Origin of the sequence: Streptomyces sp. NPDC006339, from assembly GCF_040612775.1 — a bacterium.
Classification (GTDB): Bacteria; Actinomycetota; Actinomycetes; order Streptomycetales; family Streptomycetaceae; genus Streptomyces.
The window spans coordinates 38,909-63,945 of sequence record NZ_JBEXQW010000034.1; the positions used below are offsets into that span (position 1 = coordinate 38,909).

At 73.5% G+C, this 25,037-nt stretch carries 19 protein-coding genes and 1 other RNA gene; 9 read left to right on the plus strand and 11 right to left on the minus strand.

Going from position 1 to position 25,037, the window contains the following annotated elements; translation table 11 throughout:
• Window positions 1-35: 35 nt before the first annotated feature.
• Window positions 36-1,307 carry an MFS transporter gene (locus tag ABZ135_RS25745; protein WP_356698625.1) on the plus strand — a complete coding sequence of 424 codons (1,272 nt, stop codon included), beginning with the start codon at window positions 36-38 and terminating at the stop codon, window positions 1,305-1,307.
• Between the two features lie 108 nt (window positions 1,308-1,415).
• Here ABZ135_RS25745 and ABZ135_RS25750 read toward each other — a convergent pair whose 3' ends face one another.
• The 6 genes from ABZ135_RS25750 to ftsE all read right to left on the minus strand — a co-directional run bounded on the left by ABZ135_RS25750 (window position 1,416) and on the right by ftsE (window position 6,716).
• Complete coding sequence (locus ABZ135_RS25750) at window positions 1,416-2,636, minus strand: transposase (RefSeq protein WP_356698656.1); 1,221 nt, start codon at window positions 2,634-2,636, stop codon at window positions 1,416-1,418.
• A 166-nt stretch (window positions 2,637-2,802) separates the two neighbouring features.
• Window positions 2,803-3,171, minus strand: a transfer-messenger RNA (tmRNA) gene (ssrA, locus tag ABZ135_RS25755).
• Window positions 3,172-3,260: 89 nt separating this feature from the next.
• A complete protein-coding gene (gene smpB, locus ABZ135_RS25760) occupies window positions 3,261-3,812 on the minus strand; it encodes an SsrA-binding protein SmpB (protein WP_356698626.1) in 552 nt (183 codons plus the stop codon).
• 18 nt (window positions 3,813-3,830) lie between these two features.
• A complete protein-coding gene (locus tag ABZ135_RS25765; RefSeq protein ID WP_356698627.1) occupies window positions 3,831-5,009 on the minus strand; it encodes a S41 family peptidase in 1,179 nt (392 codons plus the stop codon).
• A 78-nt stretch (window positions 5,010-5,087) separates the two neighbouring features.
• Window positions 5,088-6,005, minus strand: coding sequence for a permease-like cell division protein FtsX (gene ftsX, locus ABZ135_RS25770; protein WP_356698628.1), 918 nt, complete (start codon window positions 6,003-6,005; stop codon window positions 5,088-5,090).
• A gap of 21 nt (window positions 6,006-6,026) precedes the next feature.
• The gene (gene ftsE / locus ABZ135_RS25775; RefSeq protein ID WP_345487862.1) at window positions 6,027-6,716 is read right to left on the minus strand and encodes a cell division ATP-binding protein FtsE; all 690 of its coding nucleotides are present in this window, start codon (window positions 6,714-6,716) and stop codon (window positions 6,027-6,029) included.
• A 225-nt stretch (window positions 6,717-6,941) separates the two neighbouring features.
• Between ftsE and ABZ135_RS25780 the strand changes: the two genes are divergently transcribed.
• Window positions 6,942-7,127, plus strand: coding sequence for a hypothetical protein (locus tag ABZ135_RS25780; RefSeq protein WP_356698629.1), 186 nt, complete (start codon window positions 6,942-6,944; stop codon window positions 7,125-7,127).
• A gap of 93 nt (window positions 7,128-7,220) precedes the next feature.
• Here the strand turns inward: ABZ135_RS25780 and ABZ135_RS25785 are convergent, their stop codons facing one another.
• The 4 genes from ABZ135_RS25785 to ABZ135_RS25800 form a co-directional block, all read right to left on the minus strand.
• Window positions 7,221-8,186: a hypothetical protein gene (locus ABZ135_RS25785; RefSeq protein WP_356698630.1), complete on the minus strand. Its 966-nt coding sequence runs from the start codon at window positions 8,184-8,186 to the stop codon at window positions 7,221-7,223.
• Window positions 8,187-8,572: 386 nt separating this feature from the next.
• On the minus strand, window positions 8,573-9,685 hold the full coding sequence (gene prfB, locus ABZ135_RS25790; protein WP_356698631.1) for a peptide chain release factor 2: 1,113 nt from the start codon (window positions 9,683-9,685) through the stop codon (window positions 8,573-8,575).
• A 110-nt stretch (window positions 9,686-9,795) separates the two neighbouring features.
• The gene (locus ABZ135_RS25795) at window positions 9,796-11,037 is read right to left on the minus strand and encodes a serine/threonine-protein kinase (RefSeq protein WP_356698632.1); all 1,242 of its coding nucleotides are present in this window, start codon (window positions 11,035-11,037) and stop codon (window positions 9,796-9,798) included.
• Between the two features lie 116 nt (window positions 11,038-11,153).
• Entirely contained in the window at window positions 11,154-12,872 is a 1,719-nt protein-coding gene (locus ABZ135_RS25800; protein ID WP_356698633.1) for a protein kinase, read from the minus strand.
• Window positions 12,873-13,336: 464 nt separating this feature from the next.
• On the opposite strand from ABZ135_RS25800, the gene ABZ135_RS25805 reads away from it, so the two are divergent.
• The 4 genes from ABZ135_RS25805 (at window position 13,337) to ABZ135_RS25820 (ending at window position 21,122) form a co-directional block, all read left to right on the plus strand.
• On the plus strand, window positions 13,337-17,308 hold the full coding sequence (locus tag ABZ135_RS25805) for an FHA domain-containing protein (RefSeq protein ID WP_356698657.1): 3,972 nt from the start codon (window positions 13,337-13,339) through the stop codon (window positions 17,306-17,308).
• A gap of 176 nt (window positions 17,309-17,484) precedes the next feature.
• Entirely contained in the window at window positions 17,485-18,840 is a 1,356-nt protein-coding gene (locus ABZ135_RS25810) for an ABC transporter substrate-binding protein (protein ID WP_356698634.1), read from the plus strand.
• A 156-nt stretch (window positions 18,841-18,996) separates the two neighbouring features.
• A complete protein-coding gene (locus tag ABZ135_RS25815) occupies window positions 18,997-20,238 on the plus strand; it encodes a sugar ABC transporter permease (RefSeq protein WP_356698658.1) in 1,242 nt (413 codons plus the stop codon).
• Window positions 20,235-21,122: a carbohydrate ABC transporter permease gene (locus ABZ135_RS25820; protein WP_356698635.1), complete on the plus strand. Its 888-nt coding sequence runs from the start codon at window positions 20,235-20,237 to the stop codon at window positions 21,120-21,122. Before ABZ135_RS25815 ends, ABZ135_RS25820 begins: the two co-directional genes overlap by 4 nt.
• Window positions 21,123-21,139: 17 nt before the next feature.
• Here ABZ135_RS25820 and ABZ135_RS25825 read toward each other — a convergent pair whose 3' ends face one another.
• Window positions 21,140-21,763 carry a TetR/AcrR family transcriptional regulator gene (locus ABZ135_RS25825; protein WP_356698636.1) on the minus strand — a complete coding sequence of 208 codons (624 nt, stop codon included), beginning with the start codon at window positions 21,761-21,763 and terminating at the stop codon, window positions 21,140-21,142.
• A gap of 120 nt (window positions 21,764-21,883) precedes the next feature.
• Between ABZ135_RS25825 and ABZ135_RS25830 the strand changes: the two genes are divergently transcribed.
• The 3 genes from ABZ135_RS25830 to ABZ135_RS25840 all read left to right on the plus strand — a co-directional run bounded on the left by ABZ135_RS25830 (window position 21,884) and on the right by ABZ135_RS25840 (window position 24,999).
• Window positions 21,884-22,840 (plus strand): ABC transporter permease, encoded by a 957-nt coding sequence (locus ABZ135_RS25830; protein ID WP_356698637.1) that lies wholly within the window; start codon window positions 21,884-21,886, stop codon window positions 22,838-22,840.
• Window positions 22,833-23,582, plus strand: a complete 750-nt coding sequence (locus tag ABZ135_RS25835; RefSeq protein ID WP_356698638.1) for an ABC transporter ATP-binding protein — start codon at window positions 22,833-22,835, stop codon at window positions 23,580-23,582. The genes ABZ135_RS25830 and ABZ135_RS25835 overlap by 8 nt, the downstream gene beginning before the upstream one ends.
• 229 nt (window positions 23,583-23,811) lie before the next feature.
• On the plus strand, window positions 23,812-24,999 hold the full coding sequence (locus ABZ135_RS25840) for a glycosyltransferase 87 family protein (RefSeq protein WP_356698659.1): 1,188 nt from the start codon (window positions 23,812-23,814) through the stop codon (window positions 24,997-24,999).
• The last annotated feature ends 38 nt before the right edge of the window (window positions 25,000-25,037 follow it).

Below are 25,037 nucleotides of genomic sequence, written 5' to 3' on the forward strand. Positions count from 1 at the left end.
GGACCGACAGGGCCATGCCAAAACACCCTTGATCCATGCCACACCCGGAACTGACGCTCACCCCGACCGGCCCCGCCCTGGCCCCCCGCTACCGCGAGACCGCGCCCACGGCCCCCAGGCCCCCGAAGGCGCCCGCCGCCCCCGCCAACCCCTACCTCCGCCTCTTCACCCTCCCCGGGGCCCGCGCCTTCACCGCCGGCAATCTGATCGCCCGGCTCCCCATGGGCATGTTCGGCGTCAGCACCGTCGTGATGATCGCCCAGGGGTACGGCTCCTACGCCGTCGCCGGAGCCGTCAGCGCGGCCGGCCTGGTCGCCGGGGCGCTCGCCGCGCCCTGGATCGCGCGTCTGGTCGACCGCCACGGCCAGGCCAGGATCGCCGTGCCCGCCACCGTCTGGGCCGTCCTCGGCCAGTTGGTCCTGCTGCTGTGCGCGCACGCCCACGCCCCGGCCTGGGTCCTGGCCGCGATCGCCGTGCTGAGCGCCACCGCGCCCAACACCGGCGGCATGTCCCGGGCCCGCTGGTCCCACCTGCTGAAGGACGACCCGGACGCCCTGCACACCGCCAACGCCTTCGAGCAGGCCGCCGACGAGCTGTGCTTCATGCTCGGCCCGGTGCTCGCCGCGTTCCTCTGCTCGGCGCTCTTCCCGGAGGCGGGCACCCTCGTCGCCGCCGCCCTCTTCCTCACCGGGGTGCTGCTGTTCGCCGCGCAGCGCGCCACCGAGCCGCCGGTGGCCCCGCGCACCACGGCCGGCTCCCCGCTCCGCGCGCCCGGCATGCCGGCCCTGCTGGCGGTCTTCCTCGCCACCGGGGCCGTCTTCGGCGCGATGGAGGTGGTCACCCTCGCGTACGTGGACGGTCCCCTCGCCGGTCCGGTCCTCGCCCTCCAGGCCGCCGGCTCCTTCGCGGCCGGCCTGGTCTACGGCCGCGCCCGCCGCTCGGCACGGCTCGCGAGCTGTCTGGCCGCCATGAGCCTCCTGATGGCCCTGCCTCTGCTCGCCGCCCTCACCGGCTCGCTGCCCGCCCTGGCGGGCGCCCTGCTGGCGGCGGGCATGGCGACCGCCCCGACGATGGTCACCGGCATGTCCCTGGTCCAGCGCCTGACCCCACCGGCCCAGCTCAACGAGGGCATGACACTCGCAGTGACCGCCCTCCTCGGCGGCATCGCGACCGGCTCGGCCACCGGCGGCTGGCTCGCCGAGCACGCCCCCTCCCCCACGTACGGCTACCTGCTCCCCACCACGGCGGCGGCCCTCGCCCTGACCGTGTGCCTGACGGCCCGGGTGGGCCGCCGGGCACACGACTGACGCCGAATTCGAGCACTCAGTCCTGTCGCAGCGCTCCCATGCGATTCGAGACATGGGATGAGTGGAGGTGACTCCGTCCGCCGAGGCAGCGGACTTCCTGCCCGTCGGCTAAGCCGCGGTGCAGAGGACCAGCCCGGCCCTGTGGAGCACGTTCAGCGCGCCGACGTGGTCCGCGTTCGCGGTGAGGCCGCAGCCGACACACTGGAAGATCGCCTGGGTGACACGGTTCTCCTCAGCTATGTGCCCGCACCCACCGCTCGCGGGAGGACATGTGAGCGAGGTGTTGCGGGCGTCCACCGGAATCACTCGGCGACCGGCGCTCTCAGCCTTGTCCGCCAGGATTCCGAGGAACAGGCCCCAACCCGCGTCGAGGATGCTGCGATTCAAACCGGCCTTTGCCGCAGCTCCATTGGGCAGGAAGGCGCCGGCCCGCTCGGTGTCGCGCTGGGGCCGGGGGCTTTTCGTCATGCCCGCCGTGTTCAGCTTCTCGTGTCCGATCACGTCATGGGCGCGGACCAGGGCGAGAGCCTGCTTGTGGTGGTGGTCGTGCCGCTGCCGCCGGATCTTGGCATGGATGGTGGCGACCTTCCGCGCGGCGGCCCGGTGTGCTTTGCTGCGGCGCCGGGTCCGGCGTGGGAACGTCGCGAGAAGTCGCTGGGCGTCAGCCAGCTCCCGCGCCATCTTGCCCAGGAAGCGCGGATTCTCGACGTGGCCACCGCCGGAGTCCGTGAAGAAACGCGTCGTACCCATGTCGATGCCGACGACTGTGCCGGTCGCGGGAAGCGGCTCGGCGGGCACGTCGTCACAGGCGAGAACGAGGAACCATCGGCGGTTCTCCCGCTTCACCGAGATCGTCCTGACTCGGCCGCGCACGGTCCGGTGCCGGTGCACGCGCACGTGCCCGACGCCTTGCAGGCGTACCCGCGTCTGTGTGTCGTGTGGGGTGGAGTCCCACCGGCAGCCGTCGCCGTCCTTCGGGAGGGTGACGCTGTCAAAGCGGCCGATTCCCTTGAAGCGCGGATATCCAGGAGTCTGCCCGGCCTTCACTCGTCGAAAGAACGCCGTGAACGCCTTGTCCAGCCGCCTCAACGTGGCCTGCTGGCTGGAGAAGGACCAGCGGCCCTGGTGCTCCGGGTAAACGGCCCGGATCTCTTTCATCTGAGCGGACTGGTCTCGGTATCCGATCGAGACTTTCGAAGCGTGCCGGTAGGCATCACGACGCTCTTGGAGTGCCCCGTTATAGAGGGAGCAGTGATCGGCAAGCTTCTGGGAGAGTGCCCGCTCCTGGCGGACCGTGGGACGCAAGAGGAACTTATAGGCTCGCTTGATGTCGCCCACCCCCACTCTCGCACGGTACGTGAACACCACGCTACCCACAGCTTCGGTTGGGATCAGCCGTTCACCATAAGTACGACAAACGGCGCCTCCCGCTAGGGAAGGCGCCGTCTGCCGATGGGATGACCTTGCGGTCTCGCTCTCGCGAGCGGGACCGCAATGGTGGAGATGGCGGGAATCGAACCCGCGTCCAACGGTGCGGAACCAGGGCTTCTCCGTGTGCAGTCTGGTACGAGTTTCTCAGCCCTCCGGATCACCCAGACAAGTCCGGAACGGGCTCAGTCACTGTTTGATTTCCCTCTTCACCCCGTGACCGGGATCAAGGTTTAGTTCCCTGCATGATGCCAGGATCCGGGTCGGGAACAGCCCCGGGCTGACACTTCGCGAGTCGCTACTTAGGCAGCGAGGGCGAAGGAATCGCGCTTGGTGTTGGCGATTATTGGTTTCGGCGCGTGGTTAACGAGATCATTGCCGCTTCCTCGACACGCTTCCCCTGCTTCGACATCCGCTGTCGAAACCGATCATCCCCATGTTCATTTTTCAAAGCACGCACCTTCGGTGAGGTGCGTGGCCCATCGTACGTGACCAACGGCCACGCGTGCCAGCGTATTCCCGGCGTCAGCCGCCGGCGGCGAGCTTCGCCGCCCGCTCCCGGCGACGCGCGGCCGCGATGGCCCGGCTGGCCTCGCGCGTGTCCTGCTTCTCCCGCAGGGTCTGCCGCTTGTCGTACTCCTTCTTGCCCTTGGCGAGCGCGATCTCGCACTTGACCCGGCCGCTCAGGAAGTACAGCGCCAGGGGCACGATCGTGTGACCCGTCTCGGACGCCTTCTGCTCCAGCTTGTCGATCTCCGCCCGGTGCAGCAGCAGCTTGCGCTTCCGCTTCGCCGAGTGGTTGGTCCAGCTCCCCTGGGAGTACTCCGGGACGTGGATGTTGTGCAGCCACGCCTCACCGCCGTCGATCTGGACGAAGCCGTCGACCAGCGACGCCCGGCCCATCCGCAGCGACTTCACCTCGGTGCCCATGAGCACCACGCCGCACTCGTAGGTGTCGAGGATGTGGTAGTCGTGCCGCGCCTTCTTGTTCTGCGCGATGAGCTTGCGCTCCGGCCCCTTGTCCTGGCTCTTCTTCTTCGCTGGCTTGCCCTGCACGTTGACGAGTCCCTTTGCCATAGTGCGGTCATTTTCGCACTACGAGCCCCCTCCGAGGCCACTCAATACCGTGCGGGCCCGCTTCTCGGCGCCCGTCCCACCGAGAACGAGGTCCGGGACGATGCCCCGGCCGTCCACCGCGTGCCCGGCGGGCGTGCGGTAGTGCCCGACGGTCAGCTCGGCGACGGAGCCGTCCGGCAGCGTGCTCGGCATCTGCACCGCGCCCTTGCCGAAGGTGCGCGTCCCGACCGTGACCGCCCGGCCCCGGTCCTTCAGCGCGCCGGTCAGCAGCTCGGCCGCGCTCATCGTGCCCCCGTCGACCAGCGCCACCAGGGGCCGTACGGTGTCGCCGCCGCTCTCCGCGTACACCGCGCGCTGCTCGCCGTCCACGTCGTACGTGGCGACGAGGCCGCCGTCGAGGAAGGCGGAGGCGGCGGTCGCGGCCTCGGCGAGCAGTCCGCCGGAGTTCCCGCGCAGGTCGAGCAGGATCCCGGCGCCGGCCGGCGCGGACCGCACGGCCGCCCGCACCCGCTCCCCCGTGCCCTTGGTGAAGGCGCTCACCCGGATCAGGACGGCGCCGTCGTCGAGCCGGCGGACGGTGACCGGGTCGGTCGCGAGCCGCGCCCGGCGCAGGGTCTCGGTCCACACGGCCCGGCCGCGCTCGATCCGCAGGGTGATCGTGGAGCCGGGGACGCCCCCGCCGCGCAGCAGCGAGACGACCTCGGAGACGGAGAGGCCGCCGACCGGCCGGCCGTCGACGGCGGTGAGCCGGTCCCCGGGCCGCAGCCCGGCCCGCGCGGCGGGCCCGCCCGCCTGCACCCGGCTGATCTCCACCCGGTCGGGCCCGGCCTTGCGGGCCGAGAGCCCCACCCCGGTGTACGCGCCGTCGAGGGCCTGCTCGAACTCCGCGTACTCCCGCTTGTCGTACACCGCGCCCCAGCGGTCGCCGCTGCGGCTGACGAAGTCCTCGGCGGCCTTCGTGCCCGACTTCCCGTCGGCCATGGCCTCGGCCGCGACCCGGTCGAGCGCGGCCCGGTCGACGGTCCCGCCCGCCACCACCGCGGGCGCGGGCACGGGCTCCCGCGCGGGCTCCCGCCGGGGCAGCGACCCGGTCGCCGCGGCCGTACCGAGCACTCCGGCGAAGACCAACGTCAAGGCGGCCCCACGGAGAACTCCGCGGGGCCGTCGACAGAACTCGGGGCCGGCACCGGCACGCATGTCGCCCACTCTAGGACAAGCGGACGGCGCCGTACGGCGGTTGCCGGACGACGCCGTGGGCTCACCCCGAGGTGTCTGTCACACCTTCAGGTACTTGCGCAGCGCGATGAAGGCGGCCAGGGCCGGCATCAGCAGGCCGATGGCGAGGACGAGCGGCAGCTTGGCGAAGACCGCGTCCCAGCCGATGAAGTTGACCAGTTGCATCTTGTCGGCGAGCGCGATGCCGTGGTCGATCAGGAAGTACCGGCCGACGAGGAGCATCACGCAGGCGACGGCGCCGCCGAGGAGACCGGCGAAGGCGGCCTCCATGATGAACGGCATCTGGATGTAGAAGTTGGTCGCGCCGACGAGCCGCATGATGCCGGTCTCGCGGCGGCGGCTGAAGGCCGAGACGCGCACCGTGTTGACGATCAGCATCAGCGCGATGACCAGCATGAGGCCCATGATGCCGAGGGCGGCGATGTTCATGCCGTTCATCAGGTCGAAGAGGTTCTGCAGGATGTTGCGCTGGTCCTGGACCGACTCCACGCCGTCGCGGCCCGCGAACGCGGTGGCGACCACCTTGTACTTCTCCGGGTCCTTCAGCTTCACGCGGAAGGACTCCTGCATCTGGTCCGGTGTCACGACCGAGGCGATGGCCGTGTCGCCGTACTGCTCCTTGTAGTGCTTGTACGCCTCGTCGGCGGTCTCGTGGTGGACCGTCTCGACGATGTCCATCTTCTTCAGGTCGGCCTCGATCTGCTCCTTCTGCTGCGCGGTGACCGCGCCCTTGGCGCACTTGGCCGAGGTGGCGCCGTCGCTCTTGTTGCAGAGGAAGATGGAGACGTTGACCTTGTCGTACCAGTAGTCCTTCATCGTGCTGACCTGCTCGCGCATGAGCAGGGCCCCGCCGAAGAGGGCGAGCGAGAGGGCCACGGACACGATGACGGCGAAGGTCATCGTGAGGTTGCGCCGGAGGCCGACGCCGATCTCGGAGAGCACGAACTGAGCGCGCATGGTGTTCTGGATCCCCCGCCGTCAGTGCTGGTAGCCGTAGACGCCACGGGCCTGGTCGCGGACGAGGCGGCCCTTCTCGAGCTCGATGACGCGCTTGCGCATCTGGTCGACGATGTTCTGGTCGTGGGTCGCCATGACGACGGTGGTCCCTGTCCTGTTGATGCGGTCGAGCAGCTTCATGATGCCGACGGAGGTCTGCGGGTCGAGGTTGCCGGTGGGCTCGTCCGCGATCAGCAGCATCGGGCGGTTGACGAAGGCCCGCGCGATGGCGACGCGCTGCTGCTCACCGCCGGACAGCTCGCCCGGCATGCGGTCCTCCTTGCCGCCCAGGCCGACCAGGTCGAGCACCTGGGGCACGGCCTTGCGGATCTCGCCGCGCGGCTTGCCGATGACCTCCTGGGCGAAGGCCACGTTCTCGGCCACGGTCTTGTTGGGCAGGAGCCGGAAGTCCTGGAAGACCGTCCCCAGTTGGCGGCGCATGTGCGGCACCTTCCAGTTGGAGAGCCGGGCGAGGTCCTTGCCGAGGACGTGCACCTGGCCGTGGCTGGCGCGCTCCTCGCGCAGGATCAGCCGGAGGAAGGTCGACTTTCCGGAGCCGGAGGAACCGACGAGGAAGACGAACTCCCCCTTCTCGATCTCCAGGGAGACGTCCCGGAGCGCGGGGCGGTTCTGCTTCGGATAGGACTTGGAGACGTTGTCGAATCGGATCACGGATGCACCACGGTCGGCCGGGAGTAGGTGTGCGTGACCATACGCGAACGGGGTCGGCCCGCGCAGTCGCGGTCCGGGCTTGTGTGCTTTATCCTTTTCGTCCTTCCGCGGCGGTCGCGCGGGGCGCGCCGAAAAGCTCCGGAGCTGGCACAGTGGTAGGGGGAACGCACGGGTCACCCGGAGCGTTCTTCTTGTGAGGACCCCTGTGCGGGAGGAGGAGAGCGCATGACCTATGACCGACTGGTGTGCGCCAACTGCGCGGCCCCCGTCGCGGAGGGCCGCTGTCCCGTCTGCCGCGCGAACCGCGAGCGCCTGCCCCAGCCGTCGGGCCTGTCCCCGGCGATGCTGCTGAGCCTGGTGATCGCCCTGGTGGCGGCGATGGCCCTGCTGGCGGCGGTGCGGGGCGTGTAGGGGCCCGTAGGAGTACGTGGAAGGGCCGGAGGTGCTCGGGAGCACCTCCGGCCCTTCTGTGTGCCGTCACCGGCCGTCTGTGACCCTTACGGCTCAGACGGCGGCGCGACCGCCGCCCACGAGGCGCGGCAGGAAGCGGAAGCCGATGCCGCCGGCGATCATGGTGGCGGCGCCAATGATCAGGAACGAGGTCTCGGCGGCGCCGGTCTCGGCCAGCTCCTCCTTGGCCTTGCCCTGCTCGACGGGCTGCGAGCCGGCGTTGTTGGTGCCGGGGTTGTTGTCCACGCACTCGGCGCCGTCGAGGTCGACGGTGCAGGTGCCGGCGCCGCCGTCGGTGGAGGAGCCACCGTTGCCGCCGCCCGTGGTGGAGGAACCGCCGGTGGCCGAGGAACCACCGGTGGCCGAGGAACCGCCGGTCGCGGAGGAACCGCCGGTCGCGGAGGAACCGCCGGAGGCGGAGGAGCCGCCGGTGGCCGAGGAGCCGCCGGTCGCGGTGGAACCGCCGGTGGTCGTGGCGCCACCGGTCGTGGTCGCACCGCCGGTGGTGGTCGCACCGCCGGTCGTCGTGGCACCGCCGCTGGCGGTCTCGCCACCGCCCGCACCACCGCTGACGGTCTCGCCACCGCCCGCACCACCGCTGACGGTCTCGCCACCGCCCGCACCGCCACTGACGGTCTCGCCACCGCCCGCACCACCGCTGACGGTCTCGCCACCGCCCGCGCCACCGCTGACGGTCTCGCCACCGCCCGCGCCACCGCTGACGGTCTCGCCACCGCCCGCGCCACCGCTGACGGTCTCGCCACCGCCCGCACCACCGGCGCCGCCGGCCGCACCGCCCGCACCACCGCTGGCGGACTGGCCCTCGGTGTGGCCGACGGACGTGTTGCCCTCCGTGTCCCCGATGCCGAGGCCGGCGTCCAGGCCCTCGTTGGTCACCGTGACCTCGGCCTCGATGCCGTTCACGGCCTGGGCGGCACCGGCAACGGTGAGCGAGGCGCCGGCCGCGATCACGGCACCGGCAGCTATCCGCGCGACGCGGACCCGCGTCTTCTTGGTCATCTGGCTGCTACCCCCAGTAGCTGAAATCGTCTGTAGAGCCGCGCTCGGGGCTCCGGACACCGGGGGCCGTCACACTCGCTGGACCCGCCCCCCGTTCACACGCGCCCCGCAGATACGCATGCCGCGGGCCACCCTTCCGAGTTTCCGAGAGCACGTCAAGGTCGTTGCGCGTGCGATGCCCGAAAGATCACCGTCTGCCCGCCATGCGGGGATGCAACTGTGACGTAAACCCGGAACTCCCGCCCTCTCCACGCCAGTTCCCATGTCGACAAAGCGTCAGGAACGCCCGTCCACCGCTTGCGCCCGCGAATCCGGAACACACCGGGCCCCGCCCACCTCGTGCGGTGAGCGGGGCCCGGGTACGGGTGCCGGAGAGGCGGCCACCGTTACTGCGTCTGCTCCTGCTGCTTGCGCCAGCGGATGCCCGCCTCCAGGAAGCCGTCGATCTCGCCGTCCAGGACGGCCTGCGGGTTGCCGACCTCGAACTCCGTACGGAGGTCCTTGACCATCTGGTACGGGTGCAGGACGTACGAGCGCATCTGGTTGCCCCAGGAGCTGCCGCCGTCGCCCTTCAGGGCGTCCATCTTGGCGCGCTCCTCCTGGCGCTGTCGCTCGAGGAGCTTGGCCTGGAGGACGTTCATGGCGCTCGCCTTGTTCTGGATCTGGGAGCGCTCGTTCTGGCAGGAGACCACGATGCCGGTCGGGATGTGCGTGATGCGCACCGCCGAGTCGGTGGTGTTGACGCCCTGGCCGCCGGGGCCGGACGCGCGGTAGACGTCGATGCGCAGCTCCGACTCGTCGATGTCCACGTGGTCGGACTGCTCGACGACCGGGAGGATCTCGACGCCGGCGAAGGAGGTCTGGCGGCGGCCCTGGTTGTCGAAGGGCGAGATGCGGACCAGGCGGTGGGTGCCCTGCTCGACGGAGAGGGTGCCGTAGGCGTAGGGGGCCTTGACCACGAAGGTGGTCGACTTGATGCCGGCCTCCTCCGCGTACGAGGTCTCGTAGACCTCCGTGGAGTAGCCGTGGCGCTCGGCCCAGCGCAGGTACATGCGCTGGAGGCGCTCGGCGAAGTCGGAGGCGTCGACGCCGCCGGCCTCGGCGCGGATGTTGACCAGCGCCTCGCGCTCGTCGTACTCGCCGGAGAGGAGGGTGCGGACCTCCATCTCGTCCAGGGCCTTGCGGACGGACGTGAGCTCGGCCTCGGCCTCGGCCCGGGTGTCCGCGTCGTCCATCTCCTCGGCGAGCTCGAAGAGGACCGCGAGGTCGTCGATCCGGCCGCGCAGGGCCTCGGCCTTGCGCACCTCGGCCTGGAGGTGCGAAAGCTTGCTCGTGATCTTCTGCGCCGCCTCCGGGTCGTCCCACAGGGACGGGGCCGCGGCCTGCTCTTCGAGCAGGGCGATGTCTGCCCTCATCTTGTCGAGGTCCAGGACGGCCTCGATCGACCCCATGGTCGAGGAGAGGGACTTCAGCTCTTCGGATACATCGACGACTGCCACGCGTCCAGCGTAACGGCTCCGCGCAAGCACCCGGACCCGCCACCGCGAGCGCCCCCTCCGGAGCCGCCCGCGCCCTCCGCGCGGCGCGATCCCGGGCGGCCCCCTTGCCTCTACGGCTGCGAGGACGTCTTCGAGTCCTGGGGCGGCGCCTCGCCGTCGCCGGACGACGCCAGGTAGCCGCCCGCGCCCAGCGCGCCCGCGATCACGACCGCGGCGACGGTGAGGGTGATCCGGCGCTTGCGGACGGCGTCGGCCTTGTGGCGGGCCGAGCCGGGGCGGCGGGCGCCCGCCGGGCGCGGGGCGCGGGCGGTGCCGAGGGGGCCGCCGGAGAGTTCGTCGGGGGCCGGGACCCGCATGGAGGTGTGGGTGTCGCGGTTGGAGTCGGTGGAGGCGCCGGGGACGAGGGGGACGGCGGCCCGGCGCGGGGCGGGCTCCCCCGGGCCCGTACCGGTGGGGTACGGGTCCTCCTCGTACGACGGCTCCGCCGCCGGGTCCGCGTCCGGCTCGTCCACGTCGAGCGGCGGGATGCCCTTGAGCGTGGGCAGCACGTCCCGGAGCCGGGTCGCGAGCTCCGAGGCGCGCAGCCGGGAGGCGGGGGCCTTGGCGAGGCACTGGACGATGAGCTGCCACAGCTCCTCGGGGATGCCGGGCAGCGGGACGACGGTCTCGGTGACGTGGCGGCGCAGTACGGCGCCGGGGTGGCCGCCGCCGAACGGGGTGAAGCCGGCCAGCAGCTCGTACAGGACGGTCGCGAGGGCGTAGATGTCGACGGCGGCGCGGGGCGGCAGTCCTTCGACGATCTCGGGGGCGAGGTAGTCGGGGGTGCCGATGATCCGGGTGGCTTTGGTGCGGCCCGGCGTGTCGATGAGCTTGGCGACGCCGAAGTCGGTGAGCAGCGCCGGGTGGGCGCCGCCGGGGCCGAGCGGGCCCTCCATGTCGAGCAGGATGTTCTCGGGCTTGACGTCCCGGTGGACGACGCCGGCCTTGTGGGCGACGGCGAGGCCGTCGGCGACGTCGGCGATGATCGCGACGGCGGCCTCGGGCGCGAGCCGGCGCTCGCGGTCGAGGCGGGTGCGCAGGTCGGTGCCGCGGACGAGGTCCATGACGAGGGCGAGGTCGTTGCCGTCGACGACGAGGTCGCGGACGGAGACGACGTGCGGGTGGTCGAGTCCGAGCAGGGCGGTGCGCTCCTGGACGAAGCGGCCGACGAGCTCCTGGTCGGCGGCGAGGTCCTCGCGCAGCAGCTTGATGGCGACGGGGCCCTCGGGGCCCTCGCCGAGCCACACCGTGCCGGCGCTGCCCCGCCCGAGGATCTGGTGGGCCGTGTAGCGGCTGCCGATATTCCGTGCCAAGACTGCTCCCTCAGCGCTGCGGTTCGCGTCAAAGTTACGCGTCCGAAGGTGCCGACCGGCACTTCCGAGGGGAAATCACCCCTCGGAAGTCGACAAATCGATGCCGTGGCCGTCCGCTACTGCCCCGTACCGCCGGTAGCACCCGTGTTCGCGCTGTCGGCCAGCGAGGAGACCCAGTCGGTGAACGAGGAGATCCCGTCGCCGATCGCCTCCCAGTAGCCCTTGCCCTGGGCGACCCAGTCCTGGAGCGGGGTGAGCTCCCAGATGAGCCAGCCGGCGATCACGAACAGCAGGACCGTGAACAGGCAGCCCTTGAGGCAGCCCAGGCCCGGGATGCGCATCGGGTTGGCGCTGCGCTGACGCGGCGGCCGCGGCTCGCGCGGGGCCGGGGCGGGCGCCGGAGCCTGCGGCGGCGGCTGCGGAGGCACGTACTGCTGCTGCGGCTGGGGAGCGTACTGCTGCCGCTGGGGCGGCTGCGGGGCGTACGGCTGGGGCTGCTGCCGCTGCTGCTGGTACGGCTGGGGCTGGTGCGGCGGCGGGGCCTGCGGCGGACGCTGCGGGTACTGCTGCGGCTGCGGCTGGCGCTGCGGGCGGCGGCGCAGCGGGTCCTGGCTCGGGTCCAGGTACTGCACCTGCGTCTGCTCGTTGCGGTCGCGGGCCGCGCGCAACTGGGACTGCCAGGGGTGCGGCTGCTCCTCCGGCGGGCCGTCCGGTACGGGCGGCATGACCGCGGTCGGGTCGGCGGCCCCCGTGGCGGGGAGCACCGAGGTCGGGTCGGAGGCGCCGGCCGGGCCGCTGGTCGGCATGACGCTGGTCGGCGCGGCCGGGTCGTACTGCGGGGGCCGGGGGGCGCCGGAACCGCTGGGCAGCACCTGGGTGGCGCCGGCGGGGTCGACACCGGGGGTCTCCGGCACGGGCGCCGGGGCCGGGTCGGGGGCGAGCAGCGCGCCGACGCCGTCGGCGGCCTCGATCTGGGCGGGGCTCGCGTGCACGCCGATGCCGGCGGCGACGGTGCGCAGGCCGCGGGCCAGGTTCTCGGCGCTCGGCCGCCGGTCCGGGTCCTTGCTGAGGCAGCGCTCTATCACCGTCCACAGCGGGCCGGGCACGGTGGAGGGGCGGCGCGGCTCCTCGCTCAGGTGGCGGTGGAGGACCTCGAGCGCGGTGCCGCCGGCGAACGGCGGGCGGCCGGTGACCAGCTCGTAGAGCAGGATGCCGGCGCCGTAGATGTCGACGGCGGAGGTCTGCGGGCGGCCCTCGGCGGACTCGGGCGCGACGTACGCGGGGGTGCCGACGAACTCGTGGGTGCGGGTGAGGCCCGGGGAGTCGGCCAGGCGCGCGATGCCGAAGTCGGTGAGCATCGGGAACATGGCGCCGTCCCGCTCGGCGAGCAGCACGTTGGCCGGCTTGAGGTCGCGGTGGACCACGCCGTCGGCGTGGCTCGCGGCGAGGGCGTCGGCGATCTGCGCGGTGAGCAGGGCGGCGGCGACCGGGGTGAGCGGGCCGCTCTCGCGGATGTAGCGGTGCAGGTCGGGGCCCTCGACGAGGTCCATGACCAGGGCGAGGACGTCGCCCTCCACGACGAGGTCGCGGGTGCGCACGATGTTGGGGTGGGTGAGCCGCAGGAGCACGGAGCGCTCGCGCAGGAAGCGCATCACGATGTCCGCGTCGTTGGCCAGCTCCTCCTTGAGGACCTTGATCGCGACGGTCTCGCCGGGCTGGCCGGGCACGGCCGCCTCGGCACCGGCCGTCTCCCGCTGGCGGGCTCGCCAGACGGTGCCCGTGGCGCCGCGGCCGAGCGGCTCCTCGAGCAGGTACTTGCTGCCGATAGGCCGCACGTCACGCGCTCCCTGCTGATCGTGGTCCTGGGGTGGTACGTGGAGGGTCCCCGGGGTTCCCGTGTGTTCTCTGCGTATCTGTTTGTTCTGTGACCCGTCCGGGTGTCCGACCCACTTTAGTGCCGCCGAACGGGTCGTCGACCGTCCCCAGGAAGGCCGATTCCGACACTCTTCGTGTCCGAAAAGGAGACGCCGGGCGCGCGCCGGAGGTTGCCGGAAGCGACGCGAGACATACGCAACCAGGCGTTTTCACGTCGAGAGACGATCGAACAAGATCACTTCTGGGCGACCCGCGGGCGGGTTGTCAGTGGCAGGTGCGAGGATGCGTACAGCACGTCGTGTCGGGGGTCGGGAGCCCCCGCACCGTGCCGACCTGTACCGGACGACGCGTCCGTGCCGGGTGGGGGGAGCGAGTGGGCGATTCCCCTGCCGGGCGCGCCGCGCAGAAGGGACCGCTGACGGCGATGCAGATCCGGCTGACCGTCCTCGCGCCGCACGCCGGCCACGGCCTCGGGCGCGCCTGCGACGTGCTCGTCACCGCCCCCGCCGGGACCGAGCTGGCCGCCGTGGCCTCCTCGCTCGCCGCGGCCGTCTCCGGCCCCGACACCTCCTCCTCCGGGACCACCGTGCTCTACGCGGGCGGGGAGCGGCTCGACACCCGCCGCTGTCTGCTCGGCGAGCCGCCGCTGGTCGACGGGGCCGTGCTCTCCCTCCAGGTGCCCGGCGCGGACGACGGCGTCGGCGAGGGCGCCCCGGCCCGGCTCCACGTGGTGGCCGGGCCCGACGCGGGCGGTGTGCACCTGCTGCACGGCGGGGCGATCAGGATCGGCCGTTCCGTGGACGCCGACGTGCCGCTCGACGACCCGGACGTCTCCCGCTCGCACTGCACGGTCACGGTGGGCGCGGACGGCCGCGTCACCGTCACGGACCAGGGCTCCACGAACGGCACGACCCTCGACGGCGTCCCGGTCGGCCCCCAGCCCGTCCGCTTCCCGCCCGGAGCGCTCCTGCGGGTCGGCGAGTCCGCCCTGCGCCTGACCGCGCCGGGCACCGGGACCGGTGCCGGGCCGGGCGGATCCGAACAGCCGCTCCCCACCGCGCCGGACGGCGAGGGCCATCTGCGCGTGACGCGCCCCGCCGAGGCCGGCGGGCACGGCGGGGGCGGCGCGACGGGCGCCGGTGCGGCCCCAGGCGCCTCCCTGGCCCCGGACAGCGGTACGGGACCCGGTAGCGGCCTCGGCGCGGGTACGGGACCCGGCGCGGGCGCACGGACGGGCGGGGGCGCGGGCGCCGGGGCGTACGCGCCGCCCTACGAGACGGCTCACGCCTCGGACGCGACCCACGGCGGCGGCCACGGCGCCCGGACCGCCCCGGCCCCGGCCCCCGGCGACGGGCACGCGCGCGCGGAGGAGTCCGGCGAGCCCGAGGGCGAGATCGAGGCCCACAGCAGGACCCGGCAGACCCGCCGCCGCGGCCTCGGCGCCTGGGCCCGGCGGCTCGCGGGCGGCCGGGAGGAGACGGCGGCCTCGTCCGAGTACGGCGTGGCCCCCGTCCCGGCCTTCTCGGGCTCCCGGTCCGACGCCGCCTCGTCCTGCGGCGGCCCCGGCGCCTCGCCCGACAGTTGGCCGGACCCGGCCGCCGTCCTGCTCACCGCGCTCGGCCCCGGCCCGCGCCTGTGGGAGCGGGACCTCGACCACCCCGAGGCCCTCGTCGTCCGGCTCGGCACGACGGACCGGGCCGAGCTGTCCGGAGTGCCCGTCACGGTCGGGCTGCGCGAGGCCGGCTCCCTCGGCCTCGCCGGGCCCGCGCCGCGCCTGGCCGGGCTCGCCCGCTCGGTGGTGGCCCAGCTCGCCGCCCTGCACTCCCCCGGCGACCTGGAGATCGTGCTGGTCAGCGCCGACCGGAACCGTCCGCTCGACGAGCGGCGACGGGCCTGGGGCTGGCTCGGCTGGCTCCCGCACGTGCGGCCCGCGCACGGCCAGGACTGCCGGCTGCTCCTCGCCTACGACCGCGACCAGGCGCACGCCCGGCTGACCGAGCTCACCCGCCGCCTGGACGACGGCCCGCTCGGCCCCGGCTGGGCCAGCGCCGAGCGGGCGCAGGTCGCCGAGGCCGCCGCGCGCCACGACGGGCCCGTGACGGTCGTGGTCCTCGACGGCGACCCCGGCTCCGCCGCGCTGCGCGAGACGGCGGCCCGGCTCGCCGGCGCGGGCGCCGCGGCCGGCATCCATCTGATCTGCCTGGCGGAGGCGCCCTCCGCCTCCCCCGCCTCGCCCGTCGCGGCGACCTACGAGGAGGCGTGCGCGGCCTCCGTCGCCTTCCGCGAGTGCGGGGCCGCGGCGCTGCTCAGCGGAGACGTGGCGACCGCGCTGCGGCTGCTGCGGACGGTCGGCGGCCGGGCCGCGGGACACGGCACGGTCGGCGTGGTGGACGCGGTGTCGGTGGCCTGGGCCGACCGGTTCGGTCGGGCCCTCGCCCCCTTGCGCACGGAGACGGCCGGCGGCACCGGGCACGGGCGGGCCGCCGCCGCGCTGCCCCCGTCGGCCCGGCTCCTCGACGAGCTGGGCCTGGCCCGGGCCACGCCCGCGTCCCTGATGGCCCGCTGGGCCTCCTCGTCCGACGGCACGGCCGTCCTGGGCGCCGGACCGCGCGGGCCGGTCGCGGTCGACCTCACGAAGGAGGGCCCGCACCTGCTGATCGAGGGCCCGGCGGGCAGCGGCCGCACGGAGCTGCTGCGCTCCGTCGCCGCCTCCCTCGCGGCCGGCGGCCGCCCCGACCGGCTCGGCCTGCTCCTGGTCGACGGCGCGGGCGGGGAGCGCGGCGAGGGCCTCGCGGCCTGTACGGAGCTGCCGCACGTCACCGAGCACCTGGTCGCCTCCGATCCCGTCCGGATGCGGGAGTTCGCCCAGGCACTGGGCGCCGAGCTGAAGCGCCGCGCCGAGCTCCTCGGCGACACCCACTTCGCGGACCGCCGCTCGGGCCGCCTGATCGGCCAGCGCACCGCGAGCGCCGCCGAGTCCGTCCCGGCCGCCGCGCGCGCCGTCGCCCGCGTCCCGGACGCCCGCACCGGCGCGGCGGACCTGACCGACGGCGGCAGCGGCCGCGCGGCGAGACCCGCCGCGAGTACGGCCGTCGGCGCGGGAGCGGGCGCGGGTACGAGCGCGGGCGCGGGCGCCGGCTCCTGGGGCGGCACCGCGTACGCCTCCGGTCCCGGGACCGGCTCCGGGACGGGGACCGCCGGCGAGCGCACCCCGCCGCCCGGCTCCGAACTCCTCGGCGACCGGCCGAGCGGCCGCACCCTGCGCGTGGCGACGGACGGCGCGGTCGGCGACACCCCCAGCGGCCGCCTGCCCAGACCGGCGACGACGCCCCTCACCGACCGCACCCCGCCGCCGGGCTCCGACCTGCTCGGTGACCGCCCCAGCGGACGCGCCTACCGCCCCGGCACCGCCCCCGCGACCGACCGCACCCCCGCCCCCGGCTCCGACCTCCTCGGCGACCGCCCCAGCGGCCGCGCCCACCGCCCCGGCACCGCCCCCGCGCCCGACCGCACTCCGCCGCCGGGCTCCGACCTCCTCGGTGACCGCCCCAGCGGCCGCGCCTACCGCCCCGGCACCGCCCCCGACCGCACCCCCGCCCCCGGCTCCGACCTCCTCGGCGACCGCCCCAGCGGACGGACCTATCGCACGCCGTCCGGTGCCGTGTACGACCCGACCGGCGGACCCTCGTACCGCAGTACCCCGCCGCCCGGTTCCGACCCGCTCGGCGACCGGGCCAGCAGCCGTACCCTGCGCACCGACACGGGCCGCACCGACTCCGGCCGTGCGGACGGCGGCCCGGCCGACGGGCCGGACCCGCAGGTGCCGGGGGCCCGGAGCGGCCCCGCGGGCGAGGGGGCGGGCGCGCTGCCGCGGCTCGTCGTGCTCGTGGACGACTACGACGCGCTGGTGGCACCCGCGCTCGGCTCCCCCGGGCGGCCCGCGGCCGGATCCGTGGTGCGGGCCCTGGAGGCGGTCGCGCGCCACGGGGCGCGGCTCGGGGTGCATCTGGTCGCGACCTCGGCGCGGCCGGACCGTACGGCGGACACGGAGCTGGCGCACGGCGCGCGGCTGCGGATCGTCCTCGACCCGCCGCCCGCCGCGCCCGGCCCGGAGGGCCCCCAGCCGGGGCGCGGCCGGCTCGGGCATCCGGACGGGCGGGTGACGCCGTTCCAGGGCGGCCGGGTCACCGGGCGCATCCCGCGCACGGCCACGCTGCGGCCGACGGTCGTCCCGCTGGAGTGGGAGCGGATGGGCGACCCGCCCACCCGGCGCCCGGTCCGCGAGCTGGGCAACGGCCCGACGGACCTGGCCCTGCTCGCCAGCGCCCTCGACCGCGCCGCCCGTTCCGTCGACGCCGGCCGGATACCACCGCTGACCTCCCCCGCACCCGCCTGACGGCCGGCCCCGGGCCCGGCCCCGCCCACCCCGCCGGCACCTCGCCACCCCCTGACGTCACGTCACGAGCCGATCACGATCGCGCACTTGACACGGGAGGCGGTATTGCGGGGCTCGGGCACCCGGCGTAGACCTGAGCGCACGGGACCGGAAGACGCGGGAGAGGCGGGGCGCGGATGCGTAACGGCAGAACTCTTCGACTGATCGCCGTGGCGGCGCTGGCCGTCATGACGGCGACGGCGTGCGGCGACGAGGGCGGTGGTGGCACGAAGCCCGGCACGGGCGCGTCCAGCGGCGGCTCCGGGCTGTCGCTGCCGTCCCTCAAGGGCGAGAGGATCGAGGTCGCCGCCGTCTGGACCGGCCCCGAGCAGGAGAACTTCACCAAGGTCCTGAAGGAGTTCGAGAAGCGCACCGGCGCGACCGTCACCTTCGTGCCCGCGCAGGACCCGATCGTGAACTTCCTCGGCACGAAGATCGCGGGCGGCTCCCCGCCCGACGTGGCGATGCTGCCGCAGGTCGGCGCAATCCAGCAGGCCGCGGCCCAGAAGTGGATCAAGCCGCTCGGCCCGGAGGCGAAGGCCCAGCTCGCCAAGAACTACTCGAAGGGCTGGCAGGACCTCGGCGCGGTCGACGGCACGCCGTACGGCGTGTACTTCAAGGCCGCCAACAAGTCCCTCATCTGGTACAACACCGCCGCCTTCGACAACGCGGGCGCGAGCGAGCCGAAGACCTGGAAGGAGTTCCTCGCCACCGCCGAGACGATCTCCGCCTCCGGCGTCACCCCCGTGTCGGTCGGCGGCGCGGACGGCTGGACCCTCACGGACTGGTTCGAGAACGTCTATCTCTCCCAGGCGGGGCCCGAGAAGTACGACCAGTTGGCCAAGCACACCCTCAAGTGGACCGACCCGTCCGTCGCCCGGGCCCTGACGACCCTCGGTGAACTGTTCGGCAAGCCGAGCCTGTTGGCGGGCGGCACGAACGGCGCGCTGCAGACCGAGTTCCCGGTGTCGGTCACCCAGACCTTCACCGGCGGCGACCAGGCCAAGGCGGCGATGGTCTTCGAGGGCGACTTCTCCGCGATCAACATCGCCGAGACCGGCGCGAAGATCGGCACGGACGCGAAGGTGTTCCCCTTCCCGGCCGTCGGGGACGGCGGCACGGCGCCGGTGGTGACCGGCGGCGACGCGGCGGTGGCGCTGAAGGACTCCAAGGGCGCGCAGGCCCTGCTGACCTTCCTCGCCTCGCCCGACGCGGCGCGGATCTGGGCGGCCGAGGGCGGCTTCCTCTCCCCCAACAAGGCGCTGGACCCGGCCGCGTACCCGAACGACGTCCAGCGGGAGATCGCCACGTCGTTGATCGGCGCGGGCGACGACTTCCGCTTCGACATGTCGGACCAGATGCCGCAGTCCTTCGGCGGGACGCCCGGCAAGGGCGAGTGGAAGGCGCTCCAGGACTTCCTGAAGAACCCGAAGGACGTCGCGGGCACCCAGGCCAGACTGGAGGCCGAGGCCGCCAAGGCGTACAAGGACTGACCGGTGACCGGCGAGCAGAGCACCTCCACGCCCCCCGCCCCGGGCCGCCGCCTCGCGTCACCCGCGCCGACGCCCAGGTCCGCGTCCACGCCCGCGAGCCGTGCCCGCGCCCGCCGTTCCGCGGTCGTCGCGGCGGCCTTCCTCCTCCCCGCCCTCGTGCTGCTCGGCGCGCTGGTCGTCTACCCGATCGGGTACTCGGTGCAGCGCTCCTTCTTCGACAAGGCCGGCGACTCCTTCGCCGGCCTGGACAACTACGTCACGCTCTTCACGGACGAGTCCATCCGCACCGCCGTCCGCAACAACCTGATCTGGGTGGTCGTCGCGCCCACCGTGGCGACGGCCCTCGGCCTGGTCTTCGCGGTGCTCACCGAACGGGTGCGCTGGGGAACGGCGTTCAAGCTGGTCGTCTTCATGCCGATGGCGATCTCGATGCTGGCCGCCGGCATCATCTTCCGGCTGGTGTACGAGCAGGATCCGGACCGCGGGGTCGCCAACGCGGTCTGGGTCGGCGTGCACGACACCTTCGCCGAGTCGTCCGTCTTCCCCCGCGCCCGCCCGCTGCCCGTGCACCCGCTGAAACCGGCGGGCGGCGGGGCGTTCGTCGCCGAGTCCCCGGTCCGTACGGGCGAGACCGCCCTGCTGCCGCTGGTCGGGGTCGCGCCCGCGCAGATGCCCGAGGACGCCCGCCCCGCGCGTACCGCCGCTCCCGAGGGCGAGGGCGTCACCGGCACCGCCTGGCTGGACTTCACCCGGGGCGGCGGCGGGAAGCCCAACATCGTCGACCCGAAGGAGCTCGGCCTGAAGGGGCTGCGGATCGAGGCGGTGAAGGACGGCAAGGTCGTGGCGCACGCCACGGCGGCCGCCGACGGCACCTTCCGGCTGCCGGCCGCCGCCGACGGGGCCCTCCTGCGGCTGCCGGAGAGCAACTTCCGCGCGCAGTACAACGGGGTGTCCTGGCTCGGGCCCTCGCTCGTCACCCCGGCGATCATCGGCAGTTACGTGTGGATGTGGGCCGGCTTCGCGATGGTCCTCATCGCCGCCGGGCTCGCCGGTCTGCCGCGCGAGCTCCTGGAGGCGGCGCGGGTCGACGGTGCGAACGAGTGGCAGGTGTTCCGCAGGATCACGGTGCCGCTGCTCGCGCCGGTCCTCGGCGTCGTCCTCGTCACCCTGATGATCAACGTCCTGAAGGTCTTCGACCTGGTCTTCATCATCGCGCCGGGCTCGGCCCAGGACGACGCCAACGTGCTCGCGCTCCAGTTGTACCGCTCCTCCTTCGGCACCGACGCCGACCTGGGGGTCGGCTCGGCCATCGCGGTGCTGCTCCTGCTGCTCGTCCTGCCGGTGATGGCGGTCAACATCCGCAGAGTCCGCCGTACGCGAAGGGAGACCCGCCGATGAGCCGCCCGGCCCCCGCCAATGCCTCCCGGAGGGCCTCCGCCCTCGCCGCCCGGATCGCCTCCCGCGCCGCCTCCGGAGCGGTGCGTGCCGTCCTCGTCCTGGTCGGACTGTTCTGGCTGATGCCGACGGTCGGGCTGCTGATCTCCTCGCTGCGCTCGCCGTCCGACATCGCCTCGGACGGCTGGTGGCAGGTCTTCACGGCGCCGGCGCAGCTCACCACGGAGAACTACCGGTCCCTGCTGTCCGACGGGGCGATCACCGACTCGCTCCTCGCCACGGTCCTCATCACCGTCCCGGCCACCCTCCTCGTCGTCGTCATCGGCGCGTTCGCCGGCTACGCCTTCGCCTGGCTGGACTTCCCGGGCCGGGACTGGTGGTTCCTGCTGGTCGTGGGTCTGCTCGTGGTCCCGGTGCAGGTGGCCCTGGTCCCGGTCTCCAAGCTGTTCGGCGCGGTCGGGATCTTCGAGACCACGCTGGGCGTGGTGCTGTTCCACACGGCCTTCGGCCTGCCGTTCGCGATCTTCCTGCTGCGGAACTTCTTCGCCGAGATCCCCCGCGAGCTCCTGGAGGCGGCGCGCCTCGACGGCGCGGGCGAGATCCGCCTCTTCGCCCGGGTGGTGCTCTCCCTCGGCGGCCCGGCGCTGGCCTCGCTGGGGATCTTCCAGTTCCTGTGGGTGTGGAACGACATGCTGGTGGCGCTGATCTTCGCGGACGCCCAGTCCCCGCCGATCACGGTGGCCCTCCAGCAACAGGTCCGCCAGTTCGGCAACAACGTGGACGTCCTCGCGCCGGGCGCCTTCGTGTCGATGGTGATCCCGCTGCTGGTCTTCTTCGCCTTCCAGCGGCAGTTCGTGTCCGGGGTGATGGCGGGCGCGGTGAAGTAGCCGTCTCCTGAGGGCTGTTACGCGGTGAGGGCGGCCACCGCCGCCCGCGCCAGGTCGTCGAGGTAGTGCGGGTAGCCCTGCGGCGGCTCGGTGCGGACGACGACCAGCCGCCAGTACAGCGGGCCGAGCACGAGATCGAGGGCGCGGTCGGGGTCGGCGCCCTCGGGCAGCTCGCCGCGCTCGACGGCGGCGCGGACGACCTGGGCCACGACGCCCTGCTGGGGGTCGAGCAGGGCGGCCTTGAGGGTGTCGGCGATCTCGGGATGCCGCGCCGCCTCGACGAGCAGGTCGGGGATGACCTGCGAGGCCACCGGGTGGCGCAGGGCGTGCGCGGCGACCTCCAGGAGGGCGCGGACGTCACCGTGCAGCGAACCGGTGGCCGGGGCGGGCAGGCCCTGGACGGTGACGGCGCCGACGAGGTCGAGGACGAGGGAGAGCTTGGACTTCCAGCGCCGGTAGACGGCGGTCTTGCCGACTCCGGCGCGGCGGGCGATGCCCTCGATGGACATCCGGGCGAAGCCCACGGCGGCCAGTTCCGCGAAGACGGCGGCGCGGATGGCCTCGGTGACGTCCTCCCGGAGCACGGCGGCTCCCGCGGGGGCGCGGCGAGGGGTTCCCGAAGGTCCGGAGGGTGTCGTCATGCACAGGATCTTAGCCAGGAGCGGGCTCACTCCCCACAAGACGACGAAACGGTTGCGTTCCGACGTCGAGGTACTCTAACGTCCGCGTAACGACGATACGGACCCGTTCCATCGAAGGCGATGACCGTGACGACCGAAACCCTCGCCCCAGCAGGCCCATCAGGCCCACCGGCCCCGCCCACCTCGGCGCCGCCCGTGCCGCCCTCCTCCCAGGAGCTGCGCGACCTGGCCCGGCGCCACGGGCTCACCGTGAGCGGCGCCCGCCCCCCGCTTCCCACGTACGTACGGCAGCTCTGGTCCCGGCGCGACTTCATCGCCGCGTTCGCGACGGCCAAGCTGACCGCCCAGTACAGCCAGGCGCGGCTCGGCCAGGTCTGGCAGGTGATGACCCCGCTGCTCAACGCGGCCGTCTACTACGCGGTCTTCGGCGTCCTCATGGACGTCCAGCGGGGGATCCCCGACTACGTCCCGTTCCTGATCACGGGCGTCTTCACCTGGACCTTCACCTCGCAGACGATCATGACCGGCACCCGCGCCGTCAGCGGCAACCTGGGGCTCGTGCGCGCCCTGCACTTCCCGCGCGCGAGCCTGCCCCTGGCCCTCGCGCTCCAGCAGCTCCAGCAGCTCGCCTTCTCGCTGGGCGCCCTGGTGGTGATCCTGTTCTGCTTCGGCGAGTTCCCGCGCTGGAGCTGGCTCCTCGCAGTGCCCGCCCTGGCGCTCCAGACGCTCTTCAGCGCCGGGCTCGCCCTGGTGACGGCCCGGCTGGCCGCCCGCACTCCGGACATCGCGCAGGTGATGCCGTTCGTGCTGCGCTCCTGGATGTACGCCTCCGGGATCATGTGGTCCTTCGGCCACCTCACCCACGGCCGCGACCTGCCGCACACGGTGATCGTGCTGCTCCAGTGCAACCCCGCCGCCGTGTACGTCGACCTCATGCGCTTCGCCCTGGTCGAGAGCTTCCACGGCTCCCAGCTCCCGCCCCACGCGTGGGCGCTCGCCGCCGGCTGGGCGGCACTGGCCTTCGTGGGCGGGTTCCTCTTCTTCTGGCGGGCCGAGGAGGCGTACGGCCGTGGCTGAGCACCCGCGCGTGAGCGAGGAACGAGAACCGACGGTCGTCGCCGACGGCGTCCACGTCACGTACACCGAGCGGGGCGGCACCCGCACCGTGCACGCGGTCAAGGGGGTCTCCTTCGTCGCGTACCGGGGCGAGGCGATCGGCCTGATCGGTTCGAACGGATCGGGGAAATCCACCCTCCTGAGGGCCGTCGCGGGCCTGCTGCCCACCAGCGCGGGCCGCGTCCACACCCGCGGCCGCCCCGCGCTGCTCGGCGTCGAGGCGGCCCTGATGGGCGATCTGACCGGGGAGCGGAACGTGATCCTGGGCGGCCTCGCGATGGGCATGAGTCGCAAGGAGATCACCGCCCGCTACGCCGACATCGTCGCGTTCTCCGGCATCAACGACAAGGACGAGGACGCCATCTCCCGCCCGATGCGCACCTACTCCTCCGGCATGGGCGCCCGGCTGCGCTTCTCCATCGCCGCCGCCCGCAGCCACGACGTCCTCCTCATCGACGAGGCCCTCGCGACCGGCGACGCCTCCTTCCGCCGCCGCAGCCGGGAGCGGATCGACGAGCTGCGCGCCGAGGCGGGCACGGTCTTCCTGGTCAGCCACTCGAACGCGACGATCGCCGAGACCTGTGACCGCGCGCTCTGGCTGGAGGCGGGCACGCTGCGGAGGGACGGGCCGGCGGGTGAGGTGGTGGCGGCCTACGAGGAGTTCACCCGGTCGGCTCCCGACCGGCCGCCCAGACCCGTATGAACAGGGACATACATGACTAAAGTGCGGAGAGATGACTTCCGAGCCCTCTCCGCACGAAGCCGCCCCCGGACCGGCCGCCGGTCGGGGGCGCGACCCCGGCAGCCCCGCAGGGCCGGGTCCCGAGCCCGGTCCCGGGTCCGGTGCGGGCGTGCCCGCACGCGCCGGGGCGGCGCCGCCGTCCCTCACCCGTTCGCCCTTCGAGTCGGAGACCTTCACCTCCGCCACCTTCGTGACCGTCGGGCGCGGGCCGCTGCTCGCGCTCGCCGTCGTCTGGGTGCTCACCCGCGCCGGGATGCTGCTCCTGCTGTACCGCGACAGCCTCGGCATCGGCGGCGTCGCCGGGGAGGTGCACGCGCTCTACCGGCACTGGTACGGCCAGTTCGCGCAGGGCACCTTCCCGCCCGGCGACGTCACCTGGCAGTACCCGCCCGGTGCCGGCCTGGTCGTCATGTCGCCCGGGATCCTGCCCTGGCTCACGTACTTCCAGGGCTTCGTCCTCCTCACCCTGCTCGCCGACCTGGCCGTCGCCGCCGCCCTCGCCCGCGCCGACAGCGTCCGCCTCACCCACGGCGCCTGGTACTGGGTGCTCGGCCTCCCCCTGCTCCTGCATATCCCGCTCGCCCGGTACGACGTGCAGACCACCGCGCTCGCCGTCCTCGCCCTGCTCGCCCTCAAGGCCCGCGCCCCCGCCGCCCACCGGCTCGGCGGCGCGCTCGCCGGGCTCGGCGCCCTGGTGAAGGTCTGGCCCGCCCTGACGCTGATCGGCACCCCGCGCGGGCGCACCACCCGCGAGGCGTGGACCGCCGCCGTCGTCACCGTCGTGGCCCTGCTCCTGACGCTGGGGGCGCTGTTCTCCGACTCCCTCGGCTTCCTGCGCCAGCAGGGCAACCGGGGCATCCAGATCGAGTCCCTCGGCGGCACCGCCCTGGCCCTCGCCAAGGCCCTCGGCGCCTGGCCCGGCACGGTCCGGTTCCGCTACGGCGCCTTCGAGTACGTCGGCCCGTACGTCTCCACCGTCGGCCACCTCGCCCTGCTGCTGACCGCCCTGGCCTTCATCTGGCTGCTGCTGTGGCGGATGCGGGCCGACCGCTGGACCGAGGCCACCCCGCTCGACGCGGCCCTCGCCGCCGTCCTGCTCTTCACCGTCACCAGCCGGGTCATCAGCCCCCAGTACATGATCTGGCTGCTCGGCCTGGCCGCCGTCTGCCTGACCTCCCGCCGCACGGTGATGCGCCCGGTCGCGCTGCTGCTCCTGCCCGCCGCCGCCCTGAGCTCGCTCGCGTACCCGGTCATGTACCTGGACGTCGTCGCCGGCACCTGGGAGGGGCTCGGCGTCATGGTGCTGCGCAACGCGCTGCTGCTCGCCGCCGCGCTCCTGGCCGCCCGCCGCCTGTGGACGTCGACCGTCACCCCGTAGCCGTACGCGCGGGAGCGCACAAGGATGAGCCCCCGCCG

What these genes read in the sequence shown, in the direction of transcription:
- ABZ135_RS25745 (WP_356698625.1), top strand. Translation starts at nt 36, where the DNA reads ATGCCACACCCGGAACTGACGCTCACCCCGACCGGCCCCGCCCTGGCC.
- smpB (WP_356698626.1), bottom strand. Translation starts at nt 3,812, where the DNA reads ATGGCAAAGGGACTCGTCAACGTGCAGGGCAAGCCAGCGAAGAAGAAG.
- ABZ135_RS25765 (WP_356698627.1), bottom strand. Translation starts at nt 5,009, where the DNA reads ATGCGTGCCGGTGCCGGCCCCGAGTTCTGTCGACGGCCCCGCGGAGTT.
- ftsX (WP_356698628.1), bottom strand. Translation starts at nt 6,005, where the DNA reads ATGCGCGCTCAGTTCGTGCTCTCCGAGATCGGCGTCGGCCTCCGGCGC.
- ABZ135_RS25780 (WP_356698629.1), top strand. Translation starts at nt 6,942, where the DNA reads ATGACCTATGACCGACTGGTGTGCGCCAACTGCGCGGCCCCCGTCGCG.
- ABZ135_RS25785 (WP_356698630.1), bottom strand. Translation starts at nt 8,186, where the DNA reads ATGACCAAGAAGACGCGGGTCCGCGTCGCGCGGATAGCTGCCGGTGCC.
- ABZ135_RS25805 (WP_356698657.1), top strand. Translation starts at nt 13,337, where the DNA reads ATGCAGATCCGGCTGACCGTCCTCGCGCCGCACGCCGGCCACGGCCTC.
- ABZ135_RS25810 (WP_356698634.1), top strand. Translation starts at nt 17,485, where the DNA reads ATGCGTAACGGCAGAACTCTTCGACTGATCGCCGTGGCGGCGCTGGCC.
- ABZ135_RS25820 (WP_356698635.1), top strand. Translation starts at nt 20,235, where the DNA reads ATGAGCCGCCCGGCCCCCGCCAATGCCTCCCGGAGGGCCTCCGCCCTC.
- ABZ135_RS25825 (WP_356698636.1), bottom strand. Translation starts at nt 21,763, where the DNA reads ATGACGACACCCTCCGGACCTTCGGGAACCCCTCGCCGCGCCCCCGCG.
- ABZ135_RS25830 (WP_356698637.1), top strand. Translation starts at nt 21,884, where the DNA reads ATGACCGTGACGACCGAAACCCTCGCCCCAGCAGGCCCATCAGGCCCA.